At 61.9% G+C, this 15,943-nt stretch carries 15 protein-coding genes and 1 pseudogene; 4 read left to right on the top strand and 12 right to left on the bottom strand.

The window, feature by feature from the left end:
* Positions 1–78: 78 nt before the first annotated feature.
* Both SALB1_RS07925 and SALB1_RS07920 read right to left on the bottom strand, forming a co-directional pair.
* The gene (locus SALB1_RS07925) at positions 79–696 is read right to left on the bottom strand and encodes a PEP-CTERM sorting domain-containing protein (RefSeq protein WP_109993371.1); all 618 of its coding nucleotides are present in this window, start codon (positions 694–696) and stop codon (positions 79–81) included.
* A gap of 531 nt (positions 697–1,227) precedes the next feature.
* Entirely contained in the window at positions 1,228–1,785 is a 558-nt protein-coding gene (locus tag SALB1_RS07920; protein ID WP_109993370.1) for a hypothetical protein, read from the bottom strand.
* A gap of 226 nt (positions 1,786–2,011) precedes the next feature.
* On the opposite strand from SALB1_RS07920, the gene SALB1_RS07915 reads away from it, so the two are divergent.
* Both SALB1_RS07915 and SALB1_RS07910 read left to right on the top strand, forming a co-directional pair.
* Positions 2,012–2,452, top strand: coding sequence for a potassium channel family protein (locus SALB1_RS07915; protein WP_109993369.1), 441 nt, complete (start codon positions 2,012–2,014; stop codon positions 2,450–2,452).
* 174 nt (positions 2,453–2,626) lie between these two features.
* A complete protein-coding gene (locus SALB1_RS07910) occupies positions 2,627–3,067 on the top strand; it encodes a hypothetical protein (RefSeq protein WP_109993368.1) in 441 nt (146 codons plus the stop codon).
* Between the two features lie 117 nt (positions 3,068–3,184).
* Here SALB1_RS07910 and SALB1_RS07905 read toward each other — a convergent pair whose 3' ends face one another.
* The 5 genes from SALB1_RS07905 to SALB1_RS07885 form a co-directional block, all read right to left on the bottom strand.
* Positions 3,185–3,850, bottom strand: a complete 666-nt coding sequence (locus SALB1_RS07905; protein WP_109995337.1) for a VC0807 family protein — start codon at positions 3,848–3,850, stop codon at positions 3,185–3,187.
* A 307-nt stretch (positions 3,851–4,157) separates the two neighbouring features.
* Positions 4,158–4,841, bottom strand: coding sequence for a hypothetical protein (locus SALB1_RS07900; RefSeq protein WP_145961278.1), 684 nt, complete (start codon positions 4,839–4,841; stop codon positions 4,158–4,160).
* A gap of 158 nt (positions 4,842–4,999) precedes the next feature.
* On the bottom strand, positions 5,000–6,535 hold the full coding sequence (locus SALB1_RS07895; RefSeq protein WP_109993366.1) for a hypothetical protein: 1,536 nt from the start codon (positions 6,533–6,535) through the stop codon (positions 5,000–5,002).
* A 1-nt stretch (position 6,536) separates the two neighbouring features.
* Positions 6,537–8,063 (bottom strand): OmpA family protein, encoded by a 1,527-nt coding sequence (locus tag SALB1_RS07890; RefSeq protein WP_109993365.1) that lies wholly within the window; start codon positions 8,061–8,063, stop codon positions 6,537–6,539.
* Positions 8,064–8,536: 473 nt separating this feature from the next.
* Positions 8,537–9,142: a cysteine hydrolase family protein gene (locus tag SALB1_RS07885; RefSeq protein ID WP_109993364.1), complete on the bottom strand. Its 606-nt coding sequence runs from the start codon at positions 9,140–9,142 to the stop codon at positions 8,537–8,539.
* A gap of 114 nt (positions 9,143–9,256) precedes the next feature.
* Here SALB1_RS07885 and SALB1_RS07880 point away from each other — a divergent pair, with 114 nt between their 5' ends.
* Both SALB1_RS07880 and SALB1_RS19170 read left to right on the top strand, forming a co-directional pair.
* Entirely contained in the window at positions 9,257–10,123 is an 867-nt protein-coding gene (locus SALB1_RS07880; protein ID WP_109993363.1) for a LysR family transcriptional regulator, read from the top strand.
* A gap of 63 nt (positions 10,124–10,186) precedes the next feature.
* Positions 10,187–10,411, top strand: a complete 225-nt coding sequence (locus SALB1_RS19170) for a hypothetical protein (RefSeq protein ID WP_222843062.1) — start codon at positions 10,187–10,189, stop codon at positions 10,409–10,411.
* 59 nt (positions 10,412–10,470) lie between these two features.
* Here the strand turns inward: SALB1_RS19170 and SALB1_RS07875 are convergent, their stop codons facing one another.
* The 5 genes and pseudogenes from SALB1_RS07875 to SALB1_RS07855 all read right to left on the bottom strand — a co-directional run bounded on the left by SALB1_RS07875 (position 10,471) and on the right by SALB1_RS07855 (position 15,919).
* A complete protein-coding gene (locus SALB1_RS07875) occupies positions 10,471–12,780 on the bottom strand; it encodes a bifunctional diguanylate cyclase/phosphodiesterase (RefSeq protein ID WP_109993362.1) in 2,310 nt (769 codons plus the stop codon).
* Positions 12,761–14,206 carry an ATPase domain-containing protein gene (locus tag SALB1_RS07870; RefSeq protein WP_199678730.1) on the bottom strand — a complete coding sequence of 482 codons (1,446 nt, stop codon included), beginning with the start codon at positions 14,204–14,206 and terminating at the stop codon, positions 12,761–12,763. The genes SALB1_RS07875 and SALB1_RS07870 overlap by 20 nt, the downstream gene beginning before the upstream one ends.
* 384 nt (positions 14,207–14,590) lie before the next feature.
* A complete protein-coding gene (locus SALB1_RS07865; protein ID WP_109993360.1) occupies positions 14,591–14,869 on the bottom strand; it encodes a response regulator transcription factor in 279 nt (92 codons plus the stop codon).
* Between the two features lie 375 nt (positions 14,870–15,244).
* A pseudogene (locus SALB1_RS07860) lies at positions 15,245–15,436 on the bottom strand (Rrf2 family transcriptional regulator); the annotation flags it as partial.
* A 168-nt stretch (positions 15,437–15,604) separates the two neighbouring features.
* Positions 15,605–15,919, bottom strand: a complete 315-nt coding sequence (locus tag SALB1_RS07855) for an NIPSNAP family protein (RefSeq protein ID WP_109993359.1) — start codon at positions 15,917–15,919, stop codon at positions 15,605–15,607.
* Positions 15,920–15,943 lie beyond the last annotated feature (24 nt).

Here is a 15,943-nt window from a genome sequence, read left to right as displayed (position 1 = left end):
CGAGGCAGGCCATAAGCTTAAAACAAATCGGCCGGTGCCCGAGGAGGCACCGGCCGATTCGCAGCCTGCGCGACAGAACTACTCGGACAACGAACGACGCCGATAGGCCGCAAAACCGAGCAGGCCCAATGCGAGGCCGAACAGTGCGAAGTTGCCAGGCTCCGGCACATCGGCGGGGCTCGGGTCAGAGACATACTTCAGCGTCGCCTTGACGGTGGCGCCGTCACAGGGGCCGCCGTAGAGACTCAGAAAGCCTTGGTTGAAGGTCTCGTCCGACAGGCTGACCTGGATCAGGCCGTCGCCATTGGGGCCGAAGGCGAAGTTCAGCGGGTTATCCCAATGCACCACGCCCTCCTCGTTGAGGAAGCCGGTGAAGATGCCGTAGGTTTGGCCGTTGATCGTACCTTGGCCGCTCGTGGGCGACGTGAAGCCGAATTGCACGCTGATCGGCTCAGACGTGAACCCCTGCAAAAGGCTGTATTCATTTGTCCAGATATCGAACAGACCGAATGTTTTCGACTGTCCGACGTTCAAGTCATAGGTGAAAGGGTTCGCGGCATGATCCTGCGTATGGACTACCAGACCGGGACTGGAGGAATTGGCGGTAACGCTATAGGACGACGAGATCATCGTCGCATTCGCGCTGACCGACACCAGAACTAACAAAGCAAGCGCGCCCCACTTCAACATTTTCATGCTTAACCCTCGTGAATTTTCGGCGCTGAAGCGGCAGCATACCGCGCGCCATTCCCGGGCGTAGAGCAAGCAATGTGCCAAAGACCGATTATTTAATGTACTGAATCGACATCGACACGCCACAAAATCAAAAAAACGAAAAATATTTAATTAGTACAATATGATAAAAGTACGCGAGGTAAGTGGATATCTTGTTTCTCTGAGCGGGCGAGCCGCGGATAGGGGAGAAACGGGCGCCGCCACAGCACGACGCTGTAAGATGAACCGACGCCCGGGGCATCACCCGAATCGGCCCGGCCGGGTCGTACTGATCGGATTACGGCCTTCAGTCGGGCGAGCGGGCGGGCCAACCCTCGAAGCCAAAACGAATTATTGGCCGCCCAACAATCCGGCACCGGCCTGGTCTGACGTATTGCGCTGACGGACCGCATGACAACCGAGCCGACACCACAGGCATGGCGCGGCGTCCACCGCAGGGGATGCCATTGGATCGGGCCGCAATGCGCTGCCGACCCAGCGCCCGGCGGCTTGTTACAGAACCCTGCCGGGCGCGGTCCGGCCCGCGGCCGGGGGCGACCGGTCGTGCCGCGGCGCCGAGCCGGGCGTGGCCGCCAACTGCCTGATCGCGGCTTCCAGCCGTGCCTGGTGGCTTTGCAGATCGGCAACCTGGGCGCGCAAACGCCCGACCTCGGCCGAATTGGCCGGCGGCTTGTTCAGGGCGAACAGCGATACGACCACGGCCAGCGTGGAGATACCGATATACGTCCAGTTGCGGATCCTCTCCTCGGACTCGGCGCGCGACTTCTTGCGAACATACGGCCCGAGTCCGCCCGTGCGCATCACCCGCCTGGCCTCCACGCCCAGGCGAAAGTAGCGGATGTTATCCTCCGCGTGGCCGCAGTCCTCCAAAAGCCCCGGATCAACCCGGGCCAGCCAGGCGATCATGCGCTTGACCTCTTCGCCGTTATTACCCATGCCGCAACGGTCGGCAATGTGGGCCCAGTAGAAGTACGGCTCGTGCTGATCGGTAAAATCGATACAGGCCTGGAGCACGCGATCGAGCTCACTTATCGGGAACGGCGCTTTCATCGGTTGGGCCTCGCTCAACGCAATCGTTCAACACCCCGCCTCGGTCGATAACAAGGAATACGCCGCATTGAGCGCGGTGGCAATATTCGGGCGGCGTGGCATGCCATGCGCCACTGACCGCGCCCCGCTCGCGAGGGCAGGCGCCGCCGTCGCCCCCTGTGCCGAGCGCGCACCGGCATGCCGAATACGGCAGAATAACCGTGACAAGACACTGTGGCCGGTTGCCGTGCTCGGCATTATCGTGATCAATATCGTCGTGGTCACCCTCGCTGTGGGTATCCACTACGAATTACTCTATCGCATGACGACCATCTTGCCGCGGCTGCCGGTCCGGCATCGCTTCCGTATCGTGCTCGGCGTATTCGGCGCGCTTTGCGCCCACGCGGTCGAAGTCTGGATATTCGCGATCGCCTACTACGGCATGCTGCACTGGGCGCATATCGGCTATTTCTCGGGCCATTTCAACGGCACAGTGCTCGACTGCGCCTATTTTTCGTTCACCACCTTCACCACGCTCGGCTTCGGCGATATCGAGCCCATGGCGGGCGTCCGCTATCTCACCGGTATCGAATCCCTCACCGGGCTTTTGCTCATCACCTGGTCGGCTTCGTTTCTTTTCCTCGAGATGCAACGCTACTGGACCCGCCGGGATGTGGGCGACCGTTGAGACGGCGACCCGCCGCAGGGCGCCCCTCGATCTGCGGCTCGCGCGAGCCGGCCACAGACCCAGGCACGCGACCGTGGCCCGCGCCACGCCGGGGCGCGACTGGAATTTTCCCGCCCATGCCCATAGCGTTGTTTCCAATGCATCGCAGACCAACGCCCGAGCCGCAAAAGACCCATGAGTGAAAACGACCTCGTCGAAGCCAGCCCCTGCAAACTGCGCAATGGCAACTGGGGCTGCAAGACCCAGCAGCCGGTGCAGGTGGGCGACACCGTGCGCATCGTCACGCGCGCCAACAAGCAGTGGCGCGCCGAGATCACGCAGGTCGTGTGGACCGACGACCAGACCTGCATCTGCGAAACGGCCAGCGAGAACAGCAAGCCCTCCGCGGCATCGCAGCCCGGGATGACCCAGCCTGCGGCCCAAACCGGCCCGTCCCGAGCGGGCGCCCGCGGAACGTCGCCAGCCCGCGACGACGACGCGCCGGCGCCGCCCCGTACCGAAAATATCCCGACCGACGATCTCGATGCCATGGCCGATTCAGCGGCCGAACACGACGGCGAGTTCGACGACCTGATGAGTGCACTGCAGGAATTCGAGCGGGAGCCGCGCCAATAAGGCGCCCAGCTGCAGCCCCACGACACGCCCGGCAACCGGCGCCGCACCGACATGCGGCTCACGCCGGCCGATCATTCGCGCCCGGCAGCGTGGCGGCCGATCTGCCCCGGCCCGTGGCTACGGATCATGCGCGCTCTCAAGCACGGAAGCCCAGTCGGCGCGTTTTCGCAAATAGCGCCGGTATCCGATTGTCCAGAGCACCAACAAACCCATGGTGCCGTAACCGATGAATGGCTGGACGATGAGGTATTCGTGGATGCTGACCGAGAAAACCAGCACGCATGCCGCGGCGGTCGACAACAGCAGGCCCACGCCCCAGGTGAGTGTCATGACCGTCATCGCACGATGAAAATGCGGCTGGTGGCGAAGCGCTTCGAACACGGCGGCCTGATCCGGAGCGCTGCGCTCGATGCCGGCCCGGGCGAGATAATAGATCAGCGGCCTCCGGACCAGCACCGAGCCGAGAAAAACCATACCGATCAGCGCGGTCACGAGATTCTCGCGCAGCTGAAGAAACCGCGCCGACCCCGAGCCGATCATCGCAAGCAGCGACAGCGCGATACCCCCGAGCACCATGACGGAAACGGCATCCAGCCGTCGTCGCCGCACGAACTCGATGATGGCCCACAGCATCGGCGGCACCGATGACGCCATCAGCGCCCGCACATCCCCCATGGTCGGCGCCAGCTGATCGTAGATCAAAAGCGGCAGCACACAATTGACGCCGAGCTCCGCGGCGAGGCGCGCACCGTGATGCCAAAATGGATGGATAAAACGGCTCATGAGCATTGGCCCCGCGTCGGCCGCGTCGGCAATGGCTAGTCCCCGACCGATGGTACGCCCAACCCACGCTGCCATACAGACCCGGCCGGGTGAAGCGCGTCGACCGCCGCCGGCCGCCCTTTAGCGGGCCGACCGCGCCTGGCCGTGGATTGGCCCGGAATATCCCGCGCACCCCGAGCAAGCGGCGCCTCGCGTGTCGCCACGTCCGAGTGGGCCACATGCGCTGGCGCGGGTTGCTCAATGCCGCGCCGGCCATACGACGGGCCGCGGCTGCCCCGACGCCGGTACCGCTACGCCGCTTTCGGCACTACTGCAGATCGGTCATCAACTCCGGCTGCCCCCAACCCGCGAGTCGGGCATGCGAGCGCTGGAAATAAGCCCGCCAGAAATCTTCGAGGCTTTTAAGCGTGTCTTCGCCGCGATAGCCCCTGTCAGCCGCGAACCCAGCCCCGATCACATAGACCCTCGCGTTACCCCAGTTGGAAATAAATCCCGCACCGGCGATCTTTTTCAACGCATCGCCCGCGTCGATCGACTTCACGTGGCCATGACGATAGAAGCTGGTGACGTCGGAGTTTTCCAGCATGTCGGATACGATCAGCACATCCACATGACCGGCTTTCGACTTGCCGATCAGGGTTCGGCCAAATTGTGCCAGCGAGCCGGCGAGCTCTGTTTTGGGCAGGTTCGTACTCGCGTGATCCAACGCCGCCTTGAGCTTTTCGCCAACCTGATGGTCGACATAATGTCGCTGCTCTTGCATGCAGTGGTCGAATTTCTTCAGCGCTGGAATGCTGGTCCGGTAGCGAACGTCTTTGGCCAGCGGGTAATCCAACTTGCCCGTCAGCGACATCGCGGCATAGCGGTCCTTGGCGAACGCGCTGAAAGTGAGGAGGGTCAGGCGATCGCCGGCCTTCAGGAAGCGATGCACCTTGCGATAAACGCTGCGCTTGAGCGATCGATTCAGGGGCACCGTTTGATCCACGATCACGAACAATTCACGGCGCGCCGGCCTGGCGGCCAGATCCGGGCGATTGAGTATCGCGTAACAGCTCGGAAAATCGTCGCGCCGGGCGGCCTGCGCACTCGAGCTCAACACGCCGGCCATAATCAATGCGCTGACCAGGCCAGTGAATAGAGCGACGCGCATCAGTTACGGCCGAACTGCTCGGCGATCAGGCGCGCCGCTTCCTCTTCGGACACGGGCGCTCTTTCCGCGCTGCGCGCCTGCTTTTCATGCCTGGCCTGCAGCAACCGCTCGACCGTCCGTTCGCGATCCCAGCCCAGGCGTTCCATCCAGGCTTGAATCTCCTGTTCGTCGAGTACGGCCTGCTCCACCTGATCCGCTGGCGCGACATCCTGCGGCACGCGCGGGGCCGGGCCAGCATCCCGGGCCTCCGGGGCGGGTGACGCGAACGCACTCGCCTCTGTCGTACCGGCTGTCGCGCGGCCCTGCATATAAGCCAGGAAGTGACGGCCGCCCGGATTATCAAGATGGCGCTTTTTATCGCGATCGATGCCCGGCCGCGCCGCCATCTTGCTTTGCACCTGGCCCAGGTTCTTGTCGGCCAGACGCACAATGCGGTCACGTTTACGCTGGTAGTAATTGGCGAATTCCTCGCGCGTCTTGAACCGGCCGATGAATCTGCGGGCCGCTTTCGACTCATACCCGGCGAATCCGGTCTTGTACCCCACGACGATGCCAATGAACTGCAGGAACGTGAAGATCACGGCCAATACCGCGAACGTCATCCAGCCGCCCTTGCGTTCCGCGGAGTCGACAGCGTTGTCGACCTGCGTATCGACCTTCCGCTGCGCATTCTTGAGTTCCTGCGGCGCGGCATTGGCGTAAGGATCGCCGCTATCGCCATAGCTGGAACCGGCGTTGTCCAAACGGTGTTGTGCGGCAAGCTGCTGCTCGAGCACCTGACCACGCACGTATGTCGCACCGGTACCGATAAGTACGATCGCGATCACCGTGGCAATCGTCAGCTTGTACGACGGGGTGACGTTGGCATTGTGCGGAATACGGCTGAGCAGATGCCGCCAGGATTCATCGTCATCGTCTACGGAGTCATGCTCGAGCGAGACATGGGTGTTGGGTTGCTTATGACGCCCGTCGACGCTTTCCCACCAGGCATTTACTTTTTTTATCAACGAGTTGTGATGCAGCTCATGGCCGGTGGAGTGGGTCAGGAATACGAGAATCGTGGAAATCAGCAGCGCGATCCCGACCGCCCCCTGCTGCTTGAGTTGCTCACTGGCCCCCGGAATCGTCCATCCCGCGAGTACATAGGAAAAACCCATCGCTTCCAGGAAGACCATAACCGCCAGCCCAGCCCAGCCCGCCAGCGGCAACGTATTGCGGCCGATTTCCCTGGCCTTGCGCAGATAACTCTTGCAGTGATCGAAGAATTCCGGGCTCAGATCCGACTTGCTGTAATGCGGCGCATAGGCTTCGCAAAGATTCTTTTCGCCGTGAAACCACTGGGTCTGGCTGTCGAATCCACTGCGTCGGGCATAAACAGCGTTCTTGCCGATCAGGGGCAGACTGCAGGTGACCTGAAGCCACCACAGAGACACTGTTTCCCACCAGCGGTGGATCGCCACAATCGTCAGCAGGGCCACGAGGATCGCGCCGATGATGATTCGGTAATCGTTGATGAGCGAAAGAATGCTGTCCATGTTAGTCGCTGGCCCCGAGACGGTGGAGTCGAATATCGTTTTCGTAGAGTTGCCGCCCGCGGTCGTAATACAGCACGCCGGCCTTGGCTACACGCTGTGACGTATTGGCCATCACCACGTCCATGCACTGCATCGGGTTGCCACGGCCGAAGTAACTTCGGATGATCACGCCGTCCTGCCCCTTATAGCTGCGCGTATGCGCCGCCATGCGATAGTCGGGGTGCTTCGCGGCGCCGTGATAGTGGCGATAGACCAGAACCTGCGGCTGCCCGGCAACGGTGCCCGAACCCGCCATCACCCGTAGATTCTTGACCGCCACAAGATTGCTGTGCACGGTCGCCAACCACACATTCCCGTTGAGTCCGGGCCAGTAGGAGGATTCGGAAATCGCCGAAGAATCCAGCGCCTTCCCGCTGGCGAGATTGTGCACTGCCGCCGTTTGGCGCGGACTGTTCATATAGCAGGGCGAAATCGCTGCCGGCTCGGCCGCCCGAGCCGTACCGATGAATGACAGCCCGCCACCCCCGCCAGCCCGAGGGCCCGCTGCGGCTACGATCTTGCTGATGTCCGAGGTGGCCGGATGCCCCCCGAAGTCGACTTCGCTGGCGGACGATGACGCGCTCGACGCCGTGCGAGTCCGGCCGGCGTGTGGCGACTGTGGGCCCGCCTCCGCAGCGCTGGCTTTGGCCTGGTTCGCGGCAACCCGGGGTGACGACGGGCCAGCCGGCGCCGGTTTGGGTGCCGATATCTGTCGCTGTTCCGCGGCGGTCTTGTTCGAGTAGGCCAGAAACCGGGGATCGGACTCTTGTTCCAGGCTGTATGCAGCGATCGAACGCTCGCTGTCGGTCTCAACGATTTCCACCCGGCGATTGGCCAATCGGCCGGCGGCGGTATCGTTGCTCGCGATCGGCTGGGACTCGCCAACCCCCTGAAAATATATGCGCGACCTATCGATGCCTTGATCCGCGAGCAGCGAAGCCACTGTGTAGGCTCGCTTTTGCGACAACGTCAGGTTGAAACGGTCGCTACCCGTCGAATCGGTATGCCCGATCACCAGCAGACTTTGCGGGTTGTCCTTGTATACGGCCGCCAGGGCGCGCATCTTGCGTGCCGCCGCCGGCTTAAGCCGGGCCGAACCGCTGGCAAACATGCCGCCATCATTGATTGCGGTCGCAACGCCGTTATCCTTCGCGGCGTTGAATGTCTTGATCTTCGAGGTCGTGATCGGCAGATCTTGCTGCTTTGCGATGCGGCGAAGACGCGCTTGGCGCTTGTCCCAGAGATAACCGAGCGCCGCGCCGGCGGCGCCGCCCACCACCGCGCACTTCACCCGATCGTTGTTATCGCACAGCAACGCCCCGGCAGCAGCGCCCGCGGCCACCCCCACCAGCGTACCGCCGTGATTGCGAACGGCATCGCCGGCACGGGCCATCGTTTGCTGCATACCCGCGCAACCGGTCATGACGACGATTACGGCGAATACAGCCCCGGTGGCGAGACAACGCCCACTGCGCAACCACAACTTCATCGCACCCCCAATTCCCCAGGAACCTCGCCGCCGGCAGCTCGAAATACCGGCGGCACCCTATACGGTTCGAAGAACGGCGGATCACGACTTATCTTGAGGGATGAATTCGGCGGAAAGTCCTTGAAGGGAAAAAACTACGGGCATGTCTCTGCGGCAAAGACCCGAGCGTTGGTGCCTTCAGGGCCACCTGCCCCGCCACTCGAGGCTCGGCACACGCGACGGGCGGTCGGCACGACACTGGACGCCACACCCGGGCACGCTGCGATGCGCCGGGGCAGTTACCGGGGCACAGCCCGACTATTAATCCGGCGTCAAAACAGCTGACTTCATCAGCTGTTTTCAACGCCTTCAAAAATAAAAGCCGGCGCCTGTCCGTCTTTTATTTTCAAAGGCTTAGCGGCCAATGGCCGCAGCGAGCATGCGGCCGCATACTCGCGCTATTAACCCGAAAAATCATCTATTTTTGTGCCGGGTTAATAAGCGGCGATTATCGCGTCAGTGGCGACCACCCGGGCGAAGATGTCCGACAACATCGCCAGTTCGGCGCGCTGCAGCTCGGCGGCCGGCAAGATCCCGTCGCCGTCAGCACACGGCAGGTCACGGGTCGCCACCGCATCTTCCGCGATCGTGACCGGATAGCCCAACTCGTTTGCCATCCGAGCCGTGGTCGACACGCAAACATGCGTCATGAACCCGGCCAGTACCACCTGCCCGACGCCTCGCTCTTGCAGGCGTGCCTGAAGATCGGTCCCGCCGAAGGCATTGGGTACGTGTTTGACGACAACCGGCTCCTCGCCGCGCGGCGCGACTTCCGGCATGGTCGAAACGTACGGCCCGTCCGGATCGAACATGGGGCCGCCGGCCTCCCCATGATGCGCGATATGGATCAGCGTACCGCCATGAGCCCGCCAATGCGCGATCAGACCTGCCATGTGTTCGAGCGCCGGGGCGAGACCGGATAGCGGCAATGCACCTTTGCGGTATTCCTCCTGTGCATCGATCACGATCAACGCGGCGGTTGCCGGTGTCCCGACGGGCAGGCTTGCGCCGGCAATCTCAAACATTGTGTGTGTAGCCATGTCTCGTCTCCTTGATTGGGAAAACAGATTATGATCCGGCCAATTTGCAATTCAAATCCGTTCGTTTGCAGGCATGCTCTGCGTATACGCAGACGCTAGAGGAGACGAACCGCGATGAGCACATTGGATTGGGAAGGGCTGAAAACCCTGGCCCTGGTTTGCCGCGGCGGCACCATGAGCGCCGCCGCCCGTGAGCTCGGCGTCAACCAGACCACCGTGGCACGCCGCCTCCAGCGGCTCGAGGCACAGCTGGGGTATTCCCTGCTACGCCGCGACGGTCAGCGCTTGCGCGCCACCCTGCGCGCCGACCCCCTACTGCAGACCGCCCGGGCAATGGAAGATCAACTTGCCGCCACTCTGATTCATACACAGGCAGAACCGCGGCGCGAACGGATCACCGGCGTGGTCCGCGTGACCGGGGTGGACGGCGTACTCGAGTACGCGGTTGGGCCGAGGGTCGACAGCCTGCTGTCGGCCCATCCGCGTCTACGGCTCGACTTGATCGGCGGAAATCGCAATTTCCGTGTCGCGCAGCGCGAGGCCGATATTGCCCTGCGCCTGGCTCGCCCGACAAGCGGCGCCTTTCATGCCCGGCGACTGGGCGATCTCGCCTACGGCGTCTATGCCACCGCCACGGAAACAGACCCCGACAGCGCACCCTGGGTGGATTTGAATGAACAATTCATCGACAAGCCCGAGCAACAATGGCTGGTGGCGCATTTTCCGGATCGGCGAACCATCGCACGCGGCAACCGCGGCGGCATCATGGTGCAACTGGCCCTGGCGACCGGCGCCTGTTGTTTGATGCCGCGCTGTATTGGCGACCATGTCGCAGGTTTGCATCGGCTCGACATGACACCGGCCGGACGCGAACTCTGGCTACTGACCCATCAGGACATGGCCCATCTGCCCCGTGTCCGCGTGGTGGCCGATTGGCTGGCCGCCACGTTGTGCGACGGCGTGACCGTGACGCCTGCTTGATGATGCCTTCATGCCCGGACCGCTTTACTGCTCGCACGATCACAAGCCGAACATCAAACTCCGATGCGCCAACAAGCCCGCCGCCGCACCATCCGCTACCGCAAAGATAACCGAGCCCGTCGCACGCGTGCGTATGTAACAAGGCCTTACTTGGTTATGGGTGACACGCAGCGGCTGAAAAAGCCAGGGCATTTGTCCGCAAATGCACGCGAACGAAAAAAAAGACGCAAAATCAATGCATTACTGCGCCAGGTGCGCGAGCAAGCGCGTCGTCAAGACTTTGACTGAACTTTATACATAATAAAGCGACCTTATCTTGGCATACGCGTGTAAAGAGGCATCCTGCACTAAACAGATCGGCCCACCTTGGCTGCCAGCAAGCGGGCCATGTCGTCTGCCGGCAACGGTCGGCTGAACCAATACCCCTGGCCGTATTCACAGCCCCATTCCCTGAGGAAATGGCATTGTTGCTCTGTCTCGATACCTTCGCCGACCGTGCGTAGGGAGAGGTTGCGTGCCAGCTGGATGATGCTACGGGTTATCGCTTCGCCCTTGCCTGAATGCTCAGAGCCACTAACAAAGCTTCGGTCAATCTTCAGCGTTTGGAACGGCAGATCCTTGATCCGACTGAGCGAGGAATAGCCGGTACCGAAATCATCGATCGCGAAGCGAAAACCCCAGGCGTGCAACGCGGCCAGATTGGCCTCGGTGGTCGACGGATCCGGCATCAGCGCGCTCTCGGTCACCTCGAATTCGATTGCCGACGGATCCACATGCGGGCGCACAAGATCGGCCAGGCCGCTGATCTCGCCGGCGGCATGCAATTGACGCACACTCAGATTCACCATCATCTGCAACGAATGACCCGCAGCCCGCCACGCGCACAACTGGCGGGCCGCCGTGGCCACCACCCACTCGCCGAGCGGCACGATCATGCCGGTCTCCTCGGCCAGCGGCAGAAACGCCGCCGGCGACAGCAGACTGCCGTCCGGCTGCGGCCAACGGACCAGGGCCTCGACACCGGTGATCTCAAGCGTGTCCAGGCGGAAAATCGGCTGATAGTGCAGGGTCAGCTGATCGCTCTTGATCGCCTGATAGAGCCGACCTTCCAGCGTGAGACGCTGCTGGCGCCGCTCCAGAATTTCGCCGTGGAACTGGCAGATATGCCCGCAAGCTCCATTCTTGGCCTCGTACATAGCGGTATCGGCGCGCTCCAGCAGCGTGTCCGCGTCGTCGCCATGGTCCGGAAACAGACTGATACCGATGCTGGCGCCCTGGCGATGCTCATGTTCGCCCAGGCGGATCGGCTCACGCAGATGTTGAAGGATACGCTCCGCAATGCGCTGAACCTTGATCTGAAACGCCTGCTTCGTAGCCACGCTATCCGACTCGCGTACACGCCCCCGCGAAACATCCGATAACGCCACCACGAACTCGTCGCCTCCGTGGCGCGCCACGACATCGCTGCCGCGGACCAATCGGCGTAGACGCTGGCCAACCCAGCGCAGCACCTGGTCGCCGGCCTGGTGGCCCAGGGCATCGTTCACCACCTTGAACGAGTCCAGATCGATGAAAAGCACCGCCCCCGCGATGCCGGCCTCCTGCCACCGCGTGACCCGATCGCGCAGGTGATTCAAGAAACTCAGCCGATTGGGCAATTCGGTCAGACTGTCGGCGTAGGCGAGGGTTCTAATTTCTGCGGCCTGTCGCTTGCTCTCCTGATAGACATGCAGTGCGCGCAAACCGAAACACAGATTGCGCGCCAGTCGCTCCAGCAGTTGCTGTGGCTCGCGATCGAAGTGGCCGACGTGTTCCGAGTAGATGACCAGGCAGCCGAGCGTGCCACCGTGCAGGGGCAGCGGCAGCACGATCACAGACCGCAGATTGAATTCCCGGGCACGAACGCTCGACAACATCCGCTCCGGATCCTCAGTAATATCAGTAACCACTTGTGTCTGGCGGCTTTGTAGCGCGCTGGCCAAAACCCCGCTGCGCCAGTGCACCCGTACCCCGTCGAGATAACCGCGGGCCGGCCCCGCACTGGCCTGGATCGCGAGTTGTCGATCCGGGCCATCCAACGCGAAACCGATCCAGGCCAGACGGTAACCCTCGGTCGCCACGATGGCCTGGCAGATCCGGGCGAGCAGGCCCTCTTCTTCGCGGGCGCGTACCAGGATCTCGTCGCAGGTGTTGAGAGTGCGCAATGCCCGCACGACGTTATCGCGCTCGCGTCCGGTCGCCGACTGCAAAAGCGATAGCGAGCGCAGACGCAGCATGTTCTCAACCCGGGCGGTCAACTCGATTTCGGTCGCCGGGATGCGCAGCACATCATCGACCGTATGCCCGAGTTCCTGCCGTATCCAGGATGCGGGCGTCTGGCTGCCGGTGACCAGCAGCAGCACCGGCAACACCACAGGCGAGCAGCGCTCCCGGTATCGACGCAATCGATCGCGCAGATACTCCAGAGAGAGGGGGTCGACAAGTACGATATCGAAGCGGCTGTGGTCATCATCCTGCAGGCGTTCATCGAACGCCTCAGTGAGCTGATATCGCCCCGTCAGCAACCGGCGTAGCAACTTGGCGTTGCCCGGACTGGACAGCGCACAGGCGATGCGCGCCTGCGGCGCGTCCGAGGATTCAACGTGATCGAGCCACATCGTGCGCACGTTTTTCCTCCAGAATCTCGGGGATGCCACTCAAGATCCCGCGCAATCCCGATAGCGGCCGCCCGACCTGTACACCGTGGTCGGTAATGGCCAGCTCGCGCAGGGTTTTCTCGAAATCGCCGGTGCGTTTCTTGAGCATGCCCACCGTCTTGCGCAGTTCGCCGGCCAACTCCATATAACGCAGGAGCACGATGGCGTCGGCAAGATAGCTGATGCCGTGTTGGGACACCTGCAATTCCGGGCTGGCGATCGTATTCACCTCGTTGATCAGCAGCACGGTCACGCCCATGTTGACCAGATAACGACACAGGGCGTGTACCCGCTCTTGCAGGTCCTCCCCGCGCATCGACTGCTGGTAACCCGACAGGCTGTCGAGCATCACGACGCGGGTGCCCAGCGTCTCGACCTCATGGCGCACCTTGAGCGCGAACCGATCCGGGTCATAGGCCAGAGGCTCGACGGCCTCGAACATCAAATGACCACTCTCAAGCATCTCCCGAATCGGCAGGCCGACCTGGGTGCTGCGGCGGACAAATGTGTGTCGATGCTCGTCGAAGCTATAAATCACCGAGCGCTCGCCGCGCCCTGCGGCCTCTTTCATGTAATGCGCGCCCAGCGTGGTCTTGCCGACGCCGGTGGGCCCGGACAGCAAAGTGACGGTCCCCCGCTCGATGCCGCCGCCAGTGAGTGCATCCAGCTCAGGCACGCCACTGCCGAGCGACTCCGGTTCGAACGAGCGCTGGTGATGGCCTGGCAGCAGGCGTGGATAAACCGCCATACCGTTGGCGCCGAGGTCGTAGTAATGCCAGCCGCCAGCGAAGTCCGAGCCCCTGAGTTTGCTCACCGCGCACATGCGGCCGCTGGGCACCTGCGCAAGCTCGACCACGCCATCACTGAGGAACTGCAGGTCATCGTCCGAGGCGCTGCCCGCTTCCGCGGTGCAGACCACGGTCGCGCCCAGAGCTGTCAGCTGACGCAACAGCGAAAGCACCTGCTTGCGGAACTGAAAGGCGTCGGGCGACATGTGACGCAATTCACTGAGCGCATCGATGAACACGCGTTGGGGGCGGTGCTTGCGCACATATTCGAGAATCGAGTCGTGGATCGAGCCCGCCTCGACTTCCCAGGTTTCCAGGAGATTGAAGGTTTCGTCGGCACCGGACAGGTTGATCGACGGCGACACATCCAGTACCGGTACGCCGTCCAGCGCCAGCCCCCTGAGCTGTGCATTGCGACGCAGTTGCCCCTCGGTCTCGCCGAGCGATACGAGCACCCCGTCCCCGCCCCGGCCGGCGGTCAGAAAATGCATCCCGAGGGTCGTCTTGCCGGTCCCCGGGCCGCCGCGTACCAGGCAGGAATAGGTTTCCAATAAACCGCCGTGCAGGATCTCGTCGAGTCCGGGCACTCCGGTTGTCATGCGTCCTGGGTTAAGCATCGCGCGTCTGCATCTGGTTTCGATCCGCTTGGCTGATGGGATGGATTGCGCTTGACGGATGCCGTCGCGGCATTCCAAAAAGCAGGACAGGCTGTGGCAGGCGCTGTCGCCGTCTCATACGCGGCGAGGGGTGGTCCGAACTCGACCCGACAAGAAGCCAGCCGCCGGCAGTGGCTTGTGTAGCGCAAAGGCTGTGCGCTCGCTACGCTTCTTTTTGCGGCTCGTGGACCGTTGTTGCGGACTCATGTGAAACGGCCACAGACTTCTGTATACGCGCCTGCCGTGTGCGTATGAGTGCGTATGCTCGCACGGGGTATCGGGCCATCAATACCGTATTTACACGGCAAACGGCCGCTTCGTTGTCGGCTAATTGCCGGATTTATGGTGCCGAACCGCGGTCACCAGTGTGACCAACTCGGCCGAGGTTCTGGCGCCCATCTTGCGTTTGAGGGAAGCCCGGTAATCCTCGATCGTGCGCGGACTTAGCTCCAGATGATGGGCGATTTCCTTGTTCAGGAAACCACGGAGAAGCAGGTCCAGAACCTGCTGCTCGCGGGGTGAAAGCGAATCGAACGCCTCGATCAGTTCCTCTCGACTACGCGCGGCACGTCGGCGTAGTCCATTGTGTGCGCGTTTGTCTGCCATCTCTTTGTAATACCAAGCCGTTCCGCCTCGTGCACACCCTATGGTGGGATAACAATACAAGTTCTAGTTTCATCCAAGGTGCTCCGGCAATTAAAACGCTTCGAATTCATAACGTTAAGTATGATTCCAATAAACTGAACGTCAGTGCGAAAAATGCTCCCGGGAAAGTACGACCGTGGAAAAGAATGACCCCGAAACAAGTTCGAGACGCGGCATCCGCAATCCACCTGAATCACGGATATTGCCGCCACAGCGACACAAGGCGATTTAAACATTCGATAATCGGTCACATTGCCCGAGAGACCAACACCGTATTTATACGGTGAATCGAGCCAAGTTAACCGCCGCTTTCTAGCGCGTCTGGTCTCAGGCGTTACGCCAACCGCCGTGGCGCCCCTTTTCGGCATCAACATAGCCGGCCTTGCGCAGACCGGCCATCGTACGCCGCACCACGACCGCGTTCGTGCCCAGCATGGCGCCGATCTGCACCGACGTCATCGGCTCGGTCGCACGCGCCATATGCAGAAGAACGTGCAGCATTCGGGACAAACGGCTATCGGTGCGCATCGCGTCGCTCGCGTTTACGAAAACGGGCGGATACGAAGAGAGGATACGCGAAGGGCAAGCAGATCGAGCCGTTGCCGACCGGGCGGCATTTCGTATCGCGCTGCCGTTCCAGGTTATCCACCCCGGTGGGCGAGGGGCTTGCACATCGCCAAACCTGACCTCAAATGCTCACCCATATGCCTGTAACACCGGGCGCATGAATGATCGCTCATAACTCAAATAGCACTGTGTTTTTTCGTAATGGCGCATGGCGTCCTGGCAGTCCGGGTCATCCGCGGCTTTCTCTCGATAGGCTTCGTAAGCCGCCAGCGTCGGAAAGGAAAAAAGTGCGACCGCTATATTGTTCGGGCCTTCGTGAGGCAGGAAGTAGCCGTGATGCGCGCCGCCAAAGCGTTCGACCAGCGGGATCCAGAGCCGGGCGTAATGTTCGAAATCGTCCAGCTTCAGCGGGTCGATCACATAACGTAGATAGCAGGTCACCATGGGATATCCTCGATTGATTGCCAT

Origin of the sequence: Salinisphaera sp. LB1 (assembly GCF_003177035.1) — a bacterium.
Lineage (GTDB): Bacteria > Pseudomonadota > Gammaproteobacteria > Nevskiales > Salinisphaeraceae > Salinisphaera.
Note: the sequence above shows the minus strand (reverse complement) of the source record. Positions and strands in the feature narration are given on the sequence as shown.